The sequence below is a fragment of the Sediminihaliea albiluteola genome, from assembly GCF_014077625.1.
In the GTDB taxonomy this organism is placed as follows: domain Bacteria; phylum Pseudomonadota; class Gammaproteobacteria; order Pseudomonadales; family Halieaceae; genus Sediminihaliea; species Sediminihaliea albiluteola.
The window spans coordinates 90,554-108,329 of the sequence record NZ_JACFXU010000018.1 but is presented as its reverse complement, the minus strand read 5'-3'; the positions used below and the strand labels follow the sequence as shown (position 1 = coordinate 108,329).

General features: G+C 53.1%; 17 protein-coding genes. 3 read left to right on the top strand and 14 right to left on the bottom strand.

The window, feature by feature from the left end; translation table 11 throughout:
• Positions 1–2: 2 nt before the first annotated feature.
• The 8 genes from H2508_RS13995 to H2508_RS13960 all read right to left on the bottom strand — a co-directional run bounded on the left by H2508_RS13995 (position 3) and on the right by H2508_RS13960 (position 7,475).
• Entirely contained in the window at positions 3–794 is a 792-nt protein-coding gene (locus H2508_RS13995; protein ID WP_182175089.1) for an SDR family oxidoreductase, read from the bottom strand.
• The gene (locus tag H2508_RS13990; RefSeq protein WP_182175086.1) at positions 794–1,834 is read right to left on the bottom strand and encodes an LLM class F420-dependent oxidoreductase; all 1,041 of its coding nucleotides are present in this window, start codon (positions 1,832–1,834) and stop codon (positions 794–796) included. Before H2508_RS13990 ends, H2508_RS13995 begins: the two co-directional genes overlap by 1 nt.
• A gap of 39 nt (positions 1,835–1,873) precedes the next feature.
• Positions 1,874–3,010, bottom strand: a complete 1,137-nt coding sequence (locus H2508_RS13985) for an acyl-CoA dehydrogenase family protein (protein ID WP_182175082.1) — start codon at positions 3,008–3,010, stop codon at positions 1,874–1,876.
• Between the two features lie 23 nt (positions 3,011–3,033).
• Positions 3,034–4,212, bottom strand: coding sequence for an acyl-CoA dehydrogenase family protein (locus H2508_RS13980; protein WP_182175079.1), 1,179 nt, complete (start codon positions 4,210–4,212; stop codon positions 3,034–3,036).
• A gap of 295 nt (positions 4,213–4,507) precedes the next feature.
• Entirely contained in the window at positions 4,508–4,948 is a 441-nt protein-coding gene (locus tag H2508_RS13975) for a nuclear transport factor 2 family protein (protein ID WP_182175077.1), read from the bottom strand.
• A 146-nt stretch (positions 4,949–5,094) separates the two neighbouring features.
• Positions 5,095–5,553 (bottom strand): RidA family protein, encoded by a 459-nt coding sequence (locus tag H2508_RS15060; RefSeq protein WP_182175075.1) that lies wholly within the window; start codon positions 5,551–5,553, stop codon positions 5,095–5,097.
• Between the two features lie 198 nt (positions 5,554–5,751).
• Positions 5,752–6,537 (bottom strand): metallophosphoesterase family protein, encoded by a 786-nt coding sequence (locus H2508_RS13965; RefSeq protein WP_182175072.1) that lies wholly within the window; start codon positions 6,535–6,537, stop codon positions 5,752–5,754.
• On the bottom strand, positions 6,534–7,475 hold the full coding sequence (locus H2508_RS13960; protein ID WP_220463796.1) for a diacylglycerol/lipid kinase family protein: 942 nt from the start codon (positions 7,473–7,475) through the stop codon (positions 6,534–6,536). The genes H2508_RS13965 and H2508_RS13960 overlap by 4 nt, the downstream gene beginning before the upstream one ends.
• 338 nt (positions 7,476–7,813) lie before the next feature.
• Between H2508_RS13960 and H2508_RS13955 the strand changes: the two genes are divergently transcribed.
• Both H2508_RS13955 and H2508_RS13950 read left to right on the top strand, forming a co-directional pair.
• Entirely contained in the window at positions 7,814–8,170 is a 357-nt protein-coding gene (locus H2508_RS13955) for a DUF3127 domain-containing protein (RefSeq protein WP_182175066.1), read from the top strand.
• A gap of 55 nt (positions 8,171–8,225) precedes the next feature.
• Positions 8,226–9,083: a PA4780 family RIO1-like protein kinase gene (locus tag H2508_RS13950; RefSeq protein WP_182175063.1), complete on the top strand. Its 858-nt coding sequence runs from the start codon at positions 8,226–8,228 to the stop codon at positions 9,081–9,083.
• Between the two features lie 16 nt (positions 9,084–9,099).
• Here H2508_RS13950 and trxA read toward each other — a convergent pair whose 3' ends face one another.
• The 6 genes from trxA to hrcA all read right to left on the bottom strand — a co-directional run bounded on the left by trxA (position 9,100) and on the right by hrcA (position 15,834).
• Complete coding sequence (gene trxA / locus H2508_RS13945) at positions 9,100–9,954, bottom strand: thioredoxin (protein ID WP_182175433.1); 855 nt, start codon at positions 9,952–9,954, stop codon at positions 9,100–9,102.
• 5 nt (positions 9,955–9,959) lie between these two features.
• The gene (gene dapB, locus H2508_RS13940; RefSeq protein ID WP_182175060.1) at positions 9,960–10,781 is read right to left on the bottom strand and encodes a 4-hydroxy-tetrahydrodipicolinate reductase; all 822 of its coding nucleotides are present in this window, start codon (positions 10,779–10,781) and stop codon (positions 9,960–9,962) included.
• Entirely contained in the window at positions 10,778–11,899 is a 1,122-nt protein-coding gene (gene dnaJ / locus H2508_RS13935) for a molecular chaperone DnaJ (protein ID WP_182175057.1), read from the bottom strand. The genes dapB and dnaJ overlap by 4 nt, the downstream gene beginning before the upstream one ends.
• A 139-nt stretch (positions 11,900–12,038) precedes the next feature.
• On the bottom strand, positions 12,039–13,964 hold the full coding sequence (gene dnaK / locus H2508_RS13930; protein WP_182175054.1) for a molecular chaperone DnaK: 1,926 nt from the start codon (positions 13,962–13,964) through the stop codon (positions 12,039–12,041).
• Positions 13,965–14,070: 106 nt separating this feature from the next.
• Positions 14,071–14,667 (bottom strand): nucleotide exchange factor GrpE, encoded by a 597-nt coding sequence (grpE, locus tag H2508_RS13925; protein ID WP_182175051.1) that lies wholly within the window; start codon positions 14,665–14,667, stop codon positions 14,071–14,073.
• Positions 14,668–14,787: 120 nt separating this feature from the next.
• Entirely contained in the window at positions 14,788–15,834 is a 1,047-nt protein-coding gene (gene hrcA, locus H2508_RS13920) for a heat-inducible transcriptional repressor HrcA (protein WP_182175048.1), read from the bottom strand.
• A 141-nt stretch (positions 15,835–15,975) separates the two neighbouring features.
• On the opposite strand from hrcA, the gene recN reads away from it, so the two are divergent.
• Entirely contained in the window at positions 15,976–17,664 is a 1,689-nt protein-coding gene (recN, locus tag H2508_RS13915; protein ID WP_328799381.1) for a DNA repair protein RecN, read from the top strand.
• Positions 17,665–17,776 lie beyond the last annotated feature (112 nt).

Here is a 17,776-nt window from a genome sequence, read left to right as displayed (position 1 = left end):
TGTTAAAGCGTAAGATGACTAAACTTGCGGCGCAATTTACGCATGCCACCAATCCAGCGATCATAATTAGCGGTTTTATGGGCGCGATAGTTCGCCACTTCCGCATGGGGCAAAATTAAAAAGCTTTCCTCAGCTAAGCCTTCGATGACCGCACTAGCCACCAGCTCAGGGCTCAACACACCGTCCACCCCCGCCGTGCCACCCTCTTCCACGCCAGCAATCATGCGAGTCGCAACCGCCTGTGGGCACAATACTGAAACTTTAATCCCATCATCACCGTGGGTAATAGCAAGTGATTCAGCAAAACCTATCGCCGCGTGTTTAGTGGTGGAATAGGCTGCATCACCGACTTGATTTAGTAGACCGGCAGCCGAAGCAGTATTGAGAAAGTAGCCTTCACCGCGCTCGATCATCAGCGGCAGGCAAGCGCGTGCTGCATAAACGTGGGCCATAACATGAATGTCCCACATTGCTTGCCAGGTTTGATTGGGGGCCGAAGTGGCCCACCAGGGTTCGCCGTCACCGGCGATAATGCCAGCATTGCTACAAAATAGGTCAATTCGGCCGTATTTCGCCTCCACCTCAGTGACCATAGCCGCGAGCTGTGCTTCATCGCGGACATCGACAGCGTAGGCATCACCGTCCACCGCTAATGCCACCCGCTGAGCATTACTCTCCTCAAGGTCGGCCACCACGATATGGGCAGCGCCTTCGCCATGAAAGCGCTCACAAAGTGCTTTGCCGATACCGTTTGCACCGCCGGTAACTACTATGACTTTACCGGCAACCTGCATTAGAGCAGCTCTTTCGCAAACAGCTCCAACACCTGTACATCGTGTACACCCAGCAACATGGTGCCCACCTCACCCCGCTTGCCAGCCTCTTTCCAAGGAGCTAGACGCTCGATGATTCTCTCCTTTGGACCGACCAGGGCGACCTCATCTAAGAACTGATTGGGCACTAAGGCTTCCGCTTCAGCTTTCTTCCCTGAGAGATAGAGCTCCTGTATACGCTGGGCCTCATCACCGTAACCAAGACGCGTAGCGTAATCTTTGTAGAAGTTCTTATCCTTGGCGCCCATTCCACCAATGTACAGGGCCAGCCAGGGGCGCAGGGAATCATAAGCAGCATCGAGATCGTCGTTCATGGCCACAGAAACAAAAGGAGCGACATCGAAGTCCTTTAAGCTTTTACCATTGCCAGCTTTAGCAAAGCCTTTGTCTATATGCTCGCCCAACACACTGAACTTATTGGGATCCATCCACACAGGAAACACCCCATCAGCCACTTCGCCTGCGCAGCGCAGACCTGCCGGTGTAATTGAAGCAGTGTAAATTGGAATGTCTGGGCTAGCATCCAGAATTGACTTCAAGGGCTTACCGAGCCCTGTGGTGCCAGGCCCTTTGTTTGGCATTTGGTAGGTATCGCCATCGAACTCTACCGGCCCTTTGCGCTCCATAATTTCGCGCATAATCTTCACGTACTCTCGAGTGCGGGTCACCGGCTTGCCGTAAGGCACGCCGTGCCAGCCCTCAACCACCTGTGGGCCAGATGCGCCAAGACCGACAATAAAGCGGCCATTGGAGAGCTGATCCAAGGACATCGCTGTCATCGCACACATAGCGGGCGTACGGGCCGGCATTTGCATAATCGCAGTACCTACGCGGATCTTCTCTGTCTGCGCTAGCACCCAACTCGCCGCAGTTACAGCATCGTTGCCATAGGCTTCTGCAGTCCACACTGAGTCATAGCCCATGGCTTCAGCCTGTTTAATCAGCTCCATAGGTATATTAATTTGTTTGCCTGAATAGCCGAGCAAAAATCCGAGTTTCATTATCTGTCTCCTTGTATACCGCTCTAACTTACGCCAGCTTTAAGCGTAGCGCAAAGCATTGAAAGCGGCTTGGTGGAAGTCACCATTGCCAAAGGTGGTATTAATCATCATCAGCCGCTTGGCATAGTGTCCAATATCCAGCTCATCTGTCAGCCCCATACCGCCATGCAGTTGAATCGCCTCGGAAAAAATTAATTTGCCAGAGCGGTCAATCATCACCATCAGAGCATGCACCGTTGCGGCAGCGCTATCAGCCTGATCTTCCAACTCACATACAGCCCTATATAACAGTGACTTACTTTGCTCATAGGCCATGAATGTGTCCACCATGCGGTGTTGCAGTGCCTGAAAGCTGCCTATGGTCACGCCAAACTGCTTGCGGGTCTTGGCATAATCCAAGGTTTTAGCATTTAATTGGCCCATAATACCTATGGCTTCTGAAGCTAGGGCTACGTTTGCATGCTGCACGACAGCTTCAATCAAGGCCATTGCCTCGCCCTCTAGCCCCAGCAAAGAAGTACTAGGAACCGCAACCTTATCAAAGCTGATATTGGCCACTCGCTGGCCATCCATCATGCCGTAGCTAGTCACTGTCACACCTTCGGCATCGATAGGCACTAAAAACAAGCTAATCCCTTGCTGATCAAATTGTTCGCCGGCTGTGCGGGCAGACACAATCAAGTGATCGGCATTGGCGCCATTAAACACCAGCACTTTTTCACCGCTGATGCTGTAGCCATCGCCTGAGGCAGTTGCATGGCTTTGCACATCATTCAGCTCAAAGCGACTCTGCCGCTCTAGGTAGGCAAAGGCACCTAGGCAAGTGCCGTCGATGATTTTAGGGATAAACTCCGCTTGTAGCGCCGAGTTTCCGCTGCGCTGCAATAGGCCACCAAACAGCACCACAGTTGCCAGATAGGGTTCCAATACGAGGCCTTTGCCAAGCTCTTCCATCACCAGCATAGTGTCGACAGTAGAGCCGCCAAAACCGCCATGCTCCTCTGCAAAAGGCACCGACAACCAACCCAACTCAGCGAAGTTCTGCCAGTGCTCGCGGCTCATGCCCTCTGTCGATTCAGCTATGGCGCGGCGAGCCTCAAAATCGTAGTTATCTTGGACATAGCGAGCCACACTGTCCCGGAGCATGCTCTGTTCTTCGGTAAAATCAAAGTTCATGATACTTCTCTCCAGTTCCGGGTTTACAGGCCTAGGACGGCCTTGGCGATGATATTTTTTTGTATTTCATTAGAGCCGCCATAGACCGTAGCGGCTCGGCCATACATAAAGGATTGCCGCGCGTCACTGCCAAACTCATGACCGAGCTGCTCAGCGCTTAAGTTGTTATCCAGCACCCCTTGGTAATATCCCGCCAGCTCCATATTCAGACTCTGAATAGCCTGCTGCAACTCAGTGCCTTTGATCTTTAACAGAGAGGACTCCGCTCCCGGCGCACCACCAGAGGCAACCGTTGCTAGCACTCGCAACTCGGTAAACTCCAGTGCCATTAATTCAATTTCGATATCCGACAAGCGCTTGCGGAACAGCGGATCGTCAATCAGTCGCTTACCAGCATTCACTTCCAGCGCTGCCCTGCGGCAGACCTCATCGAAGGCGCGCTTGCTGTCAGCCACGCCAGCGATAGTGGTACGTTCATGGGCCAGCAGTGCTTTGGCATAGGTCCAGCCTTTATTCTCTTCACCAATGCGGTTAGCTACCGGCACCCGCACATCGTTAAATTCCACCTCATTTAAGCTGTGATGGTTATCGATAGTGTGAATCGGGTTGACCTTAATACCCGGTGATTTCATGTCGATAAGTAAGAAGCTAATGCCCTCCTGTTTCTTACCTTCGCTGTTGCTGCGAACCAAGCAGAAAATCCAGTCGGCGTACTGGGCATAGGTCGTCCAAATTTTGGCGCCATTGACCACGTACTCATCACCCTCTAAAACCGCCTTGGTTTTAAGTGAGGCCAGGTCAGAGCCGGCACCGGGCTCTGAATAGCCCTGGCACCACCAGTCATCGCTGCTGAGGATACGTGGCAAGAAACGCTCTTTTTGCTCATCGTTACCGAAGGCATAGATCACCGGCCCTACCATCTGCAGACCAAAAGGCACCACATCTCGAATACCACGGCTGGAGCGCTCAGTTTCAAAAATATACTTTTGAGTACTGCTCCAGCCCGTACCGCCGTATTCCACTGGCCAATTGGGCGCAATCCAGCCTTGTGCGTACAGTCGCTTCTGCCAATCGATAACGGCTTCTTTAAAACTGGCCTTATCGGCTAAACGGGCCTGCAAGTCGGCATCATAGGCTTGATCAAAAAAGGCCCGCACTTCATCGCGAAATGCGAGGTCCTCAGGGGAAAAGCTGATATCCACAGTAGTACCTCATGTTATTTGACTTTTGAGTATGTTTTTTCTTAAGGCGGCATGTACGATAGCGAGAACTAGGGGCAGACACAAGACGAGTAGGGGCTTAAATTACTCAGCTGCGACTTTGGCGAAGCCTTTATTGCAAGGCTTGGCGATCCTCAAAGCTATGGCATTACATTGAGTTATAAGCAATGTATCTCTTTAAGCTCGAGGTGCTGTTAAAAAGCCATCATGGCAAGTTTTTGGCACGCAGGCTTTCTGTCCGAACCGCAAGAATAATAGTGTTCTAAACAGTGGGTATTTATAACTCAATATTTTTCAAATGAGCACTGAGATCGCCAAGGAAATCCAGCTTTGAATAGTCGCGATAGGAAAATCGCCACTGTCCCTCAACACATTCAAACTCATCGTGATAACGCCCCGCTGCAACAGGTTGCAGCGGCAGTTTGTCCGTACACTGAAATACAGTGTAGTAAGAGCGGCAAGTAGCTTTTTTAGCTAGCTCATCAATTTCTATAATTGGATTGCTTACTACATGCTTGGTGCGGGGAGTGCCGCAAGGGTAAATTTGAATGACTTGCCGCCACACTGCCAGCAGACCTTCGGCATCAACTAGCTGCTCGTTGGTCTTGATTGTGGCGTGCTGAAATAATGACGCGGCCCCTTGCAGGTCGCCGCTATCTATATACTCGGCGTAACGATAGAGAAGGTTGCTAATTTCAAGGGCAGAATTATTCGACATAAAGAAGCTCTCTTTTAATTATCTTGGCGTCGTGAAGCCTAGCACTGAGTACATCCAAGTAAGCGGGCTTAGCCACGGCCTGTCAATAAAAGCTAAGTCTAGAATTGAGCGGCTGTGGCACGAATAAAATGGCGACTAAGGCGAGCCTATTGGCGCACTGCAATAGAAGTAATTTCAATTAGTGCCCTTGGGTCTGCTAAAGCGTCAATCCCAATCATGTTGAATGCATGGGCGGGAAAGGGCTGACCATCAAGGGCTGTTGCCATGGCCTGAGTGATCTCCCGGGCAGCTTGCCTATTGAGGCCTTTAATATAAAGAGTACTGCTGACAACATCTTCCGGTGCGGCACCTGCCGCTTTAAGCGCTAAGGCGACATTTTGCAGGGCCCTGGTAGTTTGTGCGGCATAGTCTCCGATACCTACCATATTCATCTCGCTGTCGTAAGCGACTTGCCCAGCGACATAGATGGTTTTACTGCCCTGGCTGAGCATGACCTGATGAAAGCCCGGCATGCTAAATAGGCCCTCTGGGTCTAGTCCTTGATTACCGACCACCTGCTGCTCAGCCTGCGGCGTACTACAAGCTTGCAGCAATATAGCGGCCACTATGCAGCTATTAATATGTTCATAGGCATCCCTTTTTATAGCGCTTTAAATCGCGAGCCGATAGAGCCCTCGTAGCTCTATGCTGACTTGTCTTATGTGCTTTTGACTAGCTGATTAAAGTACCAGCATACCAAGTTGGCAGCCTTACTCTAGGGTAGCGCAGCCACCCTAGAGAAAAGTTCAATGAGCTAGTATGCCTTAATGGTCCAGTGCTAAATCGCTCTCTTCGCTCAACATAAACTGGCCGCTAGCAGCCTCAAAATCCCAGCGCTCAAACAAGCAAATACCAGCTTGATGGCGGATTATATTCACCGAGTTGGGTATACCGTCTCTGGTGCGCCATGACAGCGCCGTACCGGCCTGCGCAGTCCAGGCTGAGCGCTCACCAGTGCCGTATATCGCCTTCACATAGGGCAAGTGAATGTGCCCTGCAAGTAGGATATCCATGCCCGCATCAACCCAGGCAGGCACAGCTTGCTCGCGCCCAACCACTAAATTTTTAACATCCGACTCCTCAATAGCAGTGACTGGATGATGCTGCATCACAATACGCAATTGCTCAGGCCTTGCCTGCCTCAAGCGCCGCGCCACTCGCTCGACCTGCTCCGGGGATATTTCCCCATCCACGTGTCTATAAGGACGACTGGTATTCACCCCCACTACCAACAGTGAGTCGCTCTCATACTCCGGCTCTAAACTTGGACCAAAGGTCGCACAGTAATTAGCGTAAGGCTTCAGCCAGCGCGCCACTAGATTAAATAAGGGAATGTCATGGTTTCCCGGCACCACCATAACGGGTGCGGGCAGCTTAGCGATAAACAATCGCGCTTCAGCGAACTGTTTGCGCCGCGCGCGCTGGGTGATGTCGCCTGTAATCAGTATATGCTCAGGCATTTGATCGAGCGCAAGATTGAGTAATGCCTGACGGACCTCATCTTTAACCGTACCAAAATGTGGGTCGGAAACGTGCAGTATCGTCTTCATAAGCGTTCACGCATTTGGGGATCACTCGGCACCAATAAGTTTAGGGCATTTTCACGCGCCTTAAATTGTAGCGGCAGTTGCATCCAAGATACTTCGCCGTCCAAGGCGATTTTGGCTCGATGCGCTCGCCCTCGGCTCACACGCATTTCACTAAAGGTGAAGCCATCGAGGTTGTCTGCCTCCCCTAATCGCTGCACCAAGCCCCGCAACAGCAAGGCGTATAAGGCCAAGCGCCCCATCGGCTTCACTAACACTGCTACCAACTGGCCCTGAGCTAAGGCTTCACTCTGACCCAAGCCGATATGCTCAAGCTGCAAGGCGTTGTTTGCAACCACTAAGGAGCTGGTAATGACCGGCCGCTGTTCGCCGTCAATACTGACATCAATACGGAGTTTTCTGTGCGCCCGCATGAAGGTCGCTAAGGCCGACAGAAAAGCCACTACGCGGCTTCGACCCAGGTTCTGTTTGTAGGCCTCACGATCTTCCAGCAATTTTGGATAGATGCCTAAGCTGGCGTTAACTAAGAAAATTTTCTCATTCACAAAGCCCGCTTGAATGGGCCTTAGCTGGGCATCCAGCAAGCAGCGAGTTGCTAGGGTGGTATCCTGCGGTATGCCATAGTTGCGGGCAAAATAATTAAAGGTACCTAGAGGCACTAAGCCCAAAGGTATACCGGTGCCAGCCAGAGCTTGGCATACAGCATTGAGCGTACCGTCACCGCCCGCGGCAACCACTATGCCATTTTGAGCCTGGGCCTGCTTGACCGCCCATTCAGCTACCGCGCTCAGAGTACTGCTCTGCTCTACTTTGATGATTTCGTATTGGCGATTGGAGCTGGCCAATACCTCGTCCATTAGCTGGACGGCCTCGTCCGCTCCGCCTTGACCTGAGCCGCCATTAAGGACGATAAAAAACGGTCTATGATCTTTATCTGACACAGGGCTCTCCCGCGCAGCACCATCAGAAGGTTTATCTGATCTTTCCATAGTAGCAACTTAGCCCAGACAATAGGCCTGCAGCAACTCTGCTAGCTTAGTGCCTTGTTGATCTGTCTCCCAATACCTTCGCTCAGAGGCTTTGCTTGTTGGTAAGCGCGCTCTTACTAAGATGATAGCTCACTGCCCTGGAAAGGGCTGGCGAGTGAGCAAGCACTCAGCAAGCACTAAAGACTAATAATGGCCCGCAAATGACCGCGAATCAGCGCTGAACAAAGCCCCTGAACCCGCTACAATAGGCCACTCTACATATACAGATATTTGCTACAGGAAACACTTGAATGGCCTATGAGCTGAGCGGGAAAATTAAACTGATCCAAGACCCACAAACCTTCAACAGCGGCTTTACCAAGCGCGAAATGGTAGTGATCGTTGAGGACGGCAAGTACCCACAGGAAATCAACCTCGAGTTTGTGCAAGACAAAGTTGCACTGCTCGACAATCTCTCGCCCGGTCAAGAAGTGACGGTTACCTTCGATATTCGCGGCAGAGAGTACAACGGACGCTATTTCAATAACCTTCAGGGTTGGAAAGTATCGGTACAAGACAGCACATCCTATGACAACGATCCCGGCTACTCTAGCGCGCCCAATGACCTAGAACCTCCAATGTATGAGGACTCAGATATTCCATTTTAATCCTCAGATATTGCACACTGCGCACTTCGCCCACTTTTCAGGCTGATTAATTACTGTGAAAACTCCTAAACGCCTCCAACCCCTGGTCGATGACGGACTTGTGGATGAAGTGCTCTATCCTCTGATGAGCGGCAAAGAAGCCGATGTCTTTGTGGTGCGCTGCGGCGCTGAAATTCGCTGCGCCAAAATCTACAAAGAAGCCATGAAGCGCAGCTTTAAAAAAGCAGCTCAATATACCGAGGGGCGCCGTGTACGTAACAGCCGCCGGGCCAGAGCCATGGAAAAAGGCTCTAAATTCGGGCGCAAGGAGCAGGAAGAAACCTGGCAGAATGCTGAGGTAGACGCCCTGTACCGGCTCGCTGGAGCTGGAGTAAGGGTGCCACAGCCCTACGGTTGCTTTGATGGTGTGCTACTCATGGAGCTAGTCACCGATGAGAATGGCGACGCTGCACCGCGACTCGACGATGTCAGCATGTCTGCCGAACAGGCGCGAGAAGATCACGCCATTATGATGCACTATGTCATGCGGATGCTCTGTGCCGGACTAATTCACGGCGACCTCTCTGAATTTAATGTGCTAGTAGATGAAGACGGGCCAATTATTATTGACCTACCGCAAGCGGTATACGCGGCTGCCAACAATAATGCCCAAGCTATGCTTGAGCGCGATGTCGAAAATATCACCCAGTACTACGGCCAATTCGCTCCAGAGCTATTACAAACTCACTATGCTCAAGAAATTTGGGCTTTATTTGAAGATGGCGATCTCCATCCCGATCATGAACTGACTGGGCAGTTTGAGCTAGACCAGCATGATGCCGATGTCGATTCTGTGATGGAAGAAATCAAGGCCGCTTTTGCCGAAGAGCAAGAGCGGCTGGAGCGCATTAGGGATGCAGAGGAAGGGGACTGAGTCCTGCTCTACTGGGTTAGTAGAGCAGACTGTAGAGCTTGCGCTGATACTCAGCTGCTAATGGGTCACCCTTACCTAGGCTCGCTATAGCATCTAGGAGGGCTTTTTTGGTGGCTCCATCAGCGTGATTAAGATCTGCGCGCAGCACAGTGATTAAGTGCTCCAGAGCCTCTTTGGCATAACCTGAGCTAGAGTAAGCCACCGCCAGTTGAACCCGCAGGTCGTGGTTCTCAGGGCTCGCCTCAAGTTGCTGCTCTAGTGCTTCAATTTCGGGCGACTTAGCCGCTTCCCGCTTCAGCTTAATCTGGGCCTGTAACTGCTCCCAGGCGGCGTCTTGATCCGCCATACGAATTTCAGACAGTACTTTTTCTGCTTCATCCAGACGCATCGCTTCAATTAGCGCGTGAGCATAAGCCAGAGTCACCTGGTGATCGTGGCTGGAGTCTTCCCAAGCTTGACGCAGCACAGTGACAGCCGTGTTCACATCACCATTGGCCAAAGCTTGCTCTGCTTCTTGCAGCTGACCTTCCCATGGTTTGGGCAGGTACTTCTGCAACATCTCGCGCACCTGCGCCTCAGATTGAGCACCGGCAAAACCATCCACCGGCTGGCCACCCTGAATCACCATCACAGTCGGCAAACTGCGAACGCCAAACTGCTGAGTAATCATCTGCTGCTGGTCGGCATTCACTTTTGCCAGCAGAAATGCGCCCTGATATTCATTGGCCAACTTTTCCAGCAGAGGCATCAATACTTTACAGGGCTCACACCAGTCGGCCCAAAAATCAACGACTACTGGGCGCTGATGCGACTCCTCAATAAGTAACTGCGCAGCATTGCTTTCGTCGATATCGACGATGAACTCATTCATTGCGTTCATTTAGAATCTTCTCCACGAAAACCCAATACATCCTGCATATCGTAAAGCGCCGGCTCGCGACCCGCGATCCAAGCGGCTGCACGAACTGCGCCGCGAGCAAAGGACATGCGGCTAGAAGCTTTGTGGGTAATCTCTACTCGTTCACCATCAGCGGCAAACATCACCGTGTGATCACCGACAATATCGCCAGCACGCACTGTGGCGAAACCTATGGTGTCACGATCACGGGCGCCGGTCTGACCTTCGCGGCCGTACACCGCCACTTCCGCCAAATCACGGCCTAAGGCATTGGCAACCACCCCACCCATGCTTAAAGCAGTACCTGAAGGGGCGTCAATTTTATGCCGATGGTGGGCTTCTATGATTTCGATGTCCACGTCATCACCTAGCACCCGTGCCGCCATATCTAAAAGCTTAAAGCACAGGTTTACACCAGTACTGAAGTTCGAGGCTTTACAGACCGGCACGCGCTTTGCGGCAGCGTCGATGCGACCCTGTTGTTTCGGGTTAAAGCCTGTCGTACCGATCACTATGGCCTTGTTATGCTCTACGCAGAGCGCGATATTTTCCAGAGTCGCTTCAGGCACACTGAAATCGATCAGCACATCAATATCGGCAATCACTTCAGCCAGTGAGCCGGCAACTATCACACCATTTTTGCCTTGACCGGCCAATTCGCCAGCATCAGCACCAATCAGACTGCTATCGGGACGCTCCAGCGCAGCCGCTAGCTTAATCCCCTGAGCAGCGCTGAGCGCCTCGACCAAGATACGGCCCATACGTCCGGCAGCGCCGGTAATACCTACTCTTACATTCATGGCTTCATGTCTTCAAAAAAGTTTTTTACACCCTCAAACCAACTGCTCTGACGTGGCGACTGAGCATCACCGCCCTGCCCTAAGCTTTCTTGGAACTCTTTCAGCAGTTCTTTCTGTCGCTTGTTCAGATTTACCGGTGTCTCTACCACGGCTCGGCACAACAGGTCGCCGACACTGCCTCCGCGCACTGGTTTAACCCCTTTGCCACGCAGACGAAACAATTTACCGGTCTGGGTTTCGGCTGGGATCTTCAGTTTTACACGGCCATCGAGGGTCGGTACTTCCAGATCTCCGCCAAGTGCAGCATCGACGAAGGTAATGGGCACTTCGCAGTAGAGGTTCTTGCCATCGCGCTCGAAAATCGGGTGCTGGCGCACTGACATTTGCACAAACAAATCACCCGCTGGTCCGCCCTCTGGTCCTGCTTCACCTTCACCACTGAGGCGAATGCGGTCGCCCGTATCAACTCCTGGCGGCACTTTGACCGAGAGCGTCTTGCTCTTCTCAACACGGCCCTGGCCGTGACACTTGCGGCAGGGATCAGAGATACTCTTACCGCGGCCGCGGCAGGTTGGACAAGTTTGCTGAACTTGGAACAAGCCCTGCTGCATACGCACCTGGCCCATACCCGCACAGGTGTTACAGGTCACTGGTGAGCTACCTTTGCGCGCACCAGAGCCGTCACATTCTTCACAGCCAACTAGTGTAGGGACGCGAATTTCCACGGTGGTACCGCGAACCGCGTCTTCCAGCGAAATATCCAAGGTATAGCGCAAGTCTGAACCGCGCTGCGGGCCAGCACGGCGTCCGCCGCCACCAAAAATATCGCCAAACACATCGCCGAAGATATCGCTGAAGCTGCCGCCACCAAAACCGCCGCCACCCATACTGGGGTCAACACCGGCGTGTCCATACTGGTCGTAAGCGGCGCGCTTTTCACGGTCCATCAGCACGTCGTAGGCTTCGGTAGCCTCTTTGAATTTCTCTTCGGCATCGGGATCATCCGGGTTTCGATCCGGGTGATACTTCATGGCCACACGGCGGTAAGCTTTCTTGATATCTTTTTCGTCGGTGGATCGATCGACCCCGAGCACTTCGTAGTAATCGCGTTTTGACATAGACAGCGCTGACCCCGCTTACACCCTGTTACAACTAGCTAGTTAGAAATGACTACGCGGGCACATGTGTCCCGCGTTGTTTGTTGTGATTATCCGCCCCATTGAAACTAGGCTCGCTGGGGCGGACTAACGATAAGCCTTACTTCTTATCGTCTTTTACTTCCTCAAACTCAGCGTCGACTACATCGTCAGCACCAGCTTGCTGCTCGGCATCACCGGCACCTGCAGCACCTTCTGCTTGAGAAGCTTGGGCAGCATACATCTTCTGCGCTACTGGGCCAGTGGCTTCAGTCAGCTTAGTAGCGGCTGCATCAATGGCGTCTTTATCGTCGCCTTTGATAGCTTCTTCAGCTTCCGCAATCGCTGCTTCAATCGCAGACTTCTCATCGTCGCTAGCGTGCTCAGCACCCTCTTCAAGAGTCGTCTTAGCTGCGTTGATCAAACCTTCACAGGTGTTGCGAGCGGTAACTAGTGCCTCGAACTTAGCATCTGCTTCAGCGTTTGCTTCAGCGTCAGCCACCATGCTTTCGATTTCTTCATCACTCAAGCCGCTAGAGGCGGTGATACGAATCGACTGCTCTTTGCCGGTCGCCTTGTCTTTAGCCGACACATTCAAGATACCGTTAGCGTCCAGGTCGAAGGTCACTTCAATCTGCGGCATACCGCGTGGTGCAGGCGGAATGTCAGTCAAGTCGAAGCGGCCCAGTGACTTGTTACCTGCGGCCTGCTTACGCTCACCCTGAACCACGTGAATGGTTACGGCTGACTGGTTGTCTTCAGCTGTAGAGAAGGTCTGCGACTTCTTAGTTGGAATCGTAGTGTTCTTCTCGATCAGCGGCGTAGCAACACCACCCATGGTTTCAATACCTAGGGTCAGCGGAGTCACGTCAAGCAGCAGTACGTCTTTCACGTCGCCAGACAGTACAGCACCCTGAATGGCAGCACCCATGGCCACTGCTTCGTCTGGGTTAACGTCTTTGCGTGGCTCTTTACCGAAGTAATCAGCTACTAGCTTCTGCACCATCGGCATACGAGTCTGACCACCCACTAGGATGACATCGTCGATCTCACTGGGGCTCAGGCCGGCATCTTTCAGAGCCATTTTAACTGGCTCCATGGAGCGCTTAACCAGCTCCTCAACCAGCGACTCAAGCTTCGAGCGCGACAGCTTCACGACCAAGTGCTTAGGACCTGAAGCGTCAGCCGTGATGTAAGGCAAGTTCACTTCAGTCTGCTGTGTGGTAGACAGCTCGATCTTGGCTTTTTCAGCCGCCTCTTTTAGACGCTGCAGAGCCAGCGGGTCGTTGTGCAGGTCGATGCCGCTTTCTTTCTTAAACTCCGCCGCCAAGTATTCGATCAGGCGCATATCGAAGTCTTCACCACCCAGGAAGGTGTCACCGTTAGTAGACAGCACTTCAAACTGGTGCTCGCCATCAACTTCGGCAATTTCGATGATGGAGATATCGAACGTACCACCACCCAAGTCGTAAACGGCTACCGTGCGATCGCCTTGGGCCTTATCCATACCATAAGCCAGTGCCGCAGCTGTTGGCTCGTTGATAATACGCTTCACTTCCAAGCCGGCAATACGGCCTGCGTCTTTAGTGGCCTGACGCTGAGAGTCGTTAAAGTAAGCCGGTACGGTGATTACCGCCGCAGTCACTGCTTCACCCAGGTACTCTTCGGCAGTTTTCTTCATTTTACGCAAGACTTCTGCCGACACCTGAGGCGGCGCCATTTTCTCTTCTTTCACTTGCACCCAAGCGTCGCCGTTATCAGCTTCGATAATTTTGTAAGGCACCATGCTGATGTCTTTTTGTACGACGTCATCCTTGAACTTACGGCCAACCAAACGCTTCACTGCAAAAATAGTGTTGTGCGGGTTGGTAACAGACTGACGCTTAGCGCTCTGTCCCACCAAAATTTCGCCGTCTTCGGTATAGGCGACGATAGAGGGCGTTGTACGATCACCCTCTGCGTTTTCAATCACTTTCGCCCGAGTGCCATCTAGCACGGCAACACAGGAGTTGGTTGTACCTAAGTCAATCCCAATAATCTTGCCCATTGTTTTTTCTCCTTGCTCGGCCAGCTGTGCCAGCCATCTAAATATCTTGTGTTCTATATTGGCCCAATTCGAGATATTTCAAGGCCAAAGCTACAGAATTTGCTGTTTAGGCCGGAGCCTTGCTCACCATCACCATGGCAGGACGGATCAGGCGACCGTTGAGCGTGTAACCCTTCTGCATCACCGCGATGACGGTATTGGGCTCCACCTCAGGGTTCTCCACCATGCTCATAGCCTGATGTAGCTCTGGATCAAAGGGCTCGCCCTGGGGGTCTACTGGCTCTATATTGAATTTGCGCAGCACTCCCATCAGGCCTTTTAGGGTCAGCTCAACGCCTTCCGCCACTGGCTTGATCTGCTCGTTGTCTCCGCCGGCAGCTTCTAAGGCGCGCTCGAGGTTGTCGACTACCGACAACAGCTCCTTACTGAAGGATTCCAGCGCGAATTTACGCGCTTTCTCTACTTCCTTCTCGGCCCGTCGCTGAGCATTTTGAGCATCGGCATGGGCTCGCAAGGCAGCATCTTTCAGTTGCCCCACTTCTTCTTCAAGCCGAGCGATAGGATCCAGCTCCTCTTCACTCTGCTCGCTTGCATTGCCTACATCCTCAGCTGCTGCCTGGGCTTCAGCTGATGGTATTTCTGTTGCTTGCTGTTCCGCCAGCTCCTCTTCGGTTTCTGGCTGTTTCTGTTTTTCGTCGGCCACGCTAATACTCCCTATGGCTGGGTAAGTCTCGGTTGCTACATGGGATATAGGGCTGTTTGAGGGGAATTCAAGCAGCTGAAGAGAATTAAAGCGGAGCTGCGCCAATTTTGGCGCAGTTTTTTAGTTAGACAGGGCGGAGCTGAGCATTCTGGCGGTGACATCAACGATTGGAATCACCCGCTCATAGGCCATTCGCGTCGGCCCAATCACCCCCAGCACCCCTAAAGTGCGAGCGCCGTCGGTATAGGGTGCTGTCACCACACTGTAATCCCCAAAGACCTCGTATCCGGCCTCTTCGCCAATGAAAATTTGCACGCCCTCGGCACGCGAGCAACGTTCAAGCAGGTGAAGGAGGTCTTTTTTCTGCTCAAAAGCCTCAAACAGCTCCCGCAAACGATCCAATTCCTCAGCGCTTGCATTGCCCACTAAGCGGGACTCACCAGCCACGAGGTAGTCGTTTTCACGCTCTTCTTGATCTAAGGCCTGGCTGGCTAAGTCTAGGGCTGCCTGCAAATAGCTGTCAATGCGGCTGCGAGCTTCCTCCATCTCGCGCAAAATTTGGTTCTGCACCCGCGACAGGGCCTGCCCTGCGAATCGCTGGTTGACCAGCTGCGCCGCCTGACGCAGCTCGGCCTCAGTGAATGGCCGCTGGGTGTGAATGATGCGGTTTTGCACCTCGCGCTCGTTGACCACCAAAATCACCAGCACCCGATTACCAGATAAGGGCAAAAACTCCACCTGCCGCAGCTGGTTGCTCTCAGGACGCGGCACGCTCACCAAACCGGCATGGGCGGTAATCGCCGACAATAGATTCGATGCCGATTGCACCAACTCGGTGGAGGACTTATCGGGGTTCAATTCCGTGCGCAATACCTGCAGCGCCTCGGACTCTAAGGGCTGCACCTGCAACAGGTTATCCACAAACAGGCGATAGCCCAGGGCAGTTGGCACACGGCCAGCAGAAGTGTGAGGTGAATGCAGAAAGCCGCGCTCTTCCAGATCTGACATGACGTTGCGAATAGTGGCAGCACTGACCGGCAGGCCGGCCTCCTCCATCAGGCTGCGCGAGCCCACAGGCTGACCGTCGCGGATATGCCGCTCCACCAGCGCTTTTAATATCGTCCTAGCGCGCTCAGACAGGTCGGTAGAAAAATCAAGCTTGGCCATAACTGCTCATAATAAGGCTTTAAAGATGTTGTATCACAGTCTTGGGGCTTTACAAAATATGACAAGGAAAGCGAGCACTATGATGAAAAATTAGCCACTGTGCCCAGCTGATGTTTTCGGCGCGTGACAACTAGGGTATAAATGAAGAAACCCCTAGCGCGACCCACTATGCTCACCCACATCAGTATCCAGAACTACACCATTGTCGACACATTAGAAATGGAGTTCAGCGGCGGCATGACCGTAATCACTGGCGAAACCGGTGCCGGCAAGTCCATCATGCTCGACGCACTCGGCCTCTGTCTAGGTGACCGGGCAGACCCCAAGGCTGTGCGCCATGGTAGCGACAAAGCAGAGATTATCGCCAGCTTCGATCTCAGCGATAACCCCGCAGCACAACAATGGCTAGCGGCCCGCGACCTGTGTCAAGGCGAAGAGTGCTTGCTGCGACGAGTAGTCACCAGCGAGGGCCGCAGCCGCGCTTATATCAATGGCAGCTCCTCCACACTGCAAGACAGCGCCGAGCTAGGTGGCCTGTTAATCGACATTCACAGCCAGCATGCCCACCAGTCGCTGCTGCGCAAAAGCGTACAAAGGCAGCTACTCGACGCCTTTGCCGGGCATCAAAAACTCGCCAAGTCCGTCGAGACGCTTGCCTTAGAGTGGCTGCAGCAACAGCGCGAGCTAGAGCAACTCAGCACTGCTAGAGACGAGCAAACCGCTCGGGCACAACTGCTGTCCTACCAAGTTGATGAGCTCAATGAGCTCGACTTGCAAGCAGGGGAGCTCGATGCCCTCGACGAAGAGCTCAAGCAACTAGCCAATGCCGAGAATATTCTGCACTCTGCTCATCAGGCCCTAGAGCTCTGTGAAGAGCATGAAAATGGCAGCCGCAGGGCGCTACATTTGATGGAGGGCGAGGCCCACAGTAGCCCAGCGGCTAACAACGCTCGAGAGCTGCTCGACTCAGCCGCCATCCAGCTACAGGAGGCACACAGCGAGATTCAGCGCCACATCGACGCCGTTGAAATCAACCCGCAGCGTTTAGTCGAAGTAGAAAAGCGCCTTGAGCAAATTCACGATATTGCGCGCAAGCACCGGGTTAAACCCGAGGCACTGACTGAAATTCACGCCAGCTTACAGCAAGAGGCGCAGGGGCTCGCCGATGGCGGCCAGCGTATTGAGGAGCTTCAGAGCAGCTTGAGCGAGCTCGCCCTGCGCTACCAGAAAGATGCCGCGACACTATCCAAGCAGCGCACCAAAGCGGCGCGCAGTCTCGAAAAAAAGGCCAGTGCCGTACTGGCGACATTAGCTATGGAGCACTGCCGTTTTGAGGTTTCACTGCAAACTAGAGCACTTGATACACCCCAGCCTCAGGGCGCCGAAGAAGTCGAACTGTTGATTAGCACCAACCCCGGCAGTGTCGCGCAGCCCCTAGGAAAGATTGCCTCCGGCGGTGAGCTCTCGCGCATCAGCCTGGCCATTCAAGTAGTTACAGCCAGCAGCGGCAGCCTGCCCTCGATGGTCTTTGACGAAGTGGATGTCGGTATTGGCGGCGCGGTGGCAGAAGTGGTCGGGCGGCTGCTGCGTAAACTCGCCGCTGACACACAAGTGCTCTGCGTCACACACCTCCCACAGGTAGCGGCCCAAGGTCATCAGCACTTACAGGTCACCAAACACAGCGATAAAAAGTCCGCCCGCACAACTATGAGCCAGCTGCTCGATGATGCGCGCACCCAAGAAGTTGCCCGCATGCTGGGGGGCGTAAAAATCACCGAGCAGTCTCTGGCCCATGCCCAAGAGATGCTCAGTGACGCTTGTGATGCCTAAAGTAGCAGACTGCAATTAGCCATGTACTATTGTGATGTTCACTACGCTGAGCCTGAGTACCGTTCAAGGTGCCGCGTACAAGAACGCCAGCCGCTATCCTAGCGGCTGGCGT

Bases quoted from the DNA above. Each gene is read 5' to 3' on its own strand.
- dnaJ (WP_182175057.1), bottom strand. From the start codon at position 11,899: ATGTCAAAACGCGATTACTACGAAGTGCTCGGGGTCGATCGATCCACC.
- H2508_RS13995 (WP_182175089.1), bottom strand. From the start codon at position 794: ATGCAGGTTGCCGGTAAAGTCATAGTAGTTACCGGCGGTGCAAACGGT.
- hrcA (WP_182175048.1), bottom strand. From the start codon at position 15,834: ATGGCCAAGCTTGATTTTTCTACCGACCTGTCTGAGCGCGCTAGGACG.
- H2508_RS13975 (WP_182175077.1), bottom strand. From the start codon at position 4,948: ATGTCGAATAATTCTGCCCTTGAAATTAGCAACCTTCTCTATCGTTAC.
- H2508_RS13990 (WP_182175086.1), bottom strand. From the start codon at position 1,834: ATGAAACTCGGATTTTTGCTCGGCTATTCAGGCAAACAAATTAATATA.
- trxA (WP_182175433.1), bottom strand. From the start codon at position 9,954: ATGAATGAGTTCATCGTCGATATCGACGAAAGCAATGCTGCGCAGTTA.
- recN (WP_328799381.1), top strand. From the start codon at position 15,976: ATGAAGAAACCCCTAGCGCGACCCACTATGCTCACCCACATCAGTATC.
- H2508_RS13965 (WP_182175072.1), bottom strand. From the start codon at position 6,537: ATGAAGACGATACTGCACGTTTCCGACCCACATTTTGGTACGGTTAAA.
- dapB (WP_182175060.1), bottom strand. From the start codon at position 10,781: ATGAATGTAAGAGTAGGTATTACCGGCGCTGCCGGACGTATGGGCCGT.
- H2508_RS13955 (WP_182175066.1), top strand. From the start codon at position 7,814: ATGGCCTATGAGCTGAGCGGGAAAATTAAACTGATCCAAGACCCACAA.
- H2508_RS13985 (WP_182175082.1), bottom strand. From the start codon at position 3,010: ATGAACTTTGATTTTACCGAAGAACAGAGCATGCTCCGGGACAGTGTG.
- dnaK (WP_182175054.1), bottom strand. From the start codon at position 13,964: ATGGGCAAGATTATTGGGATTGACTTAGGTACAACCAACTCCTGTGTT.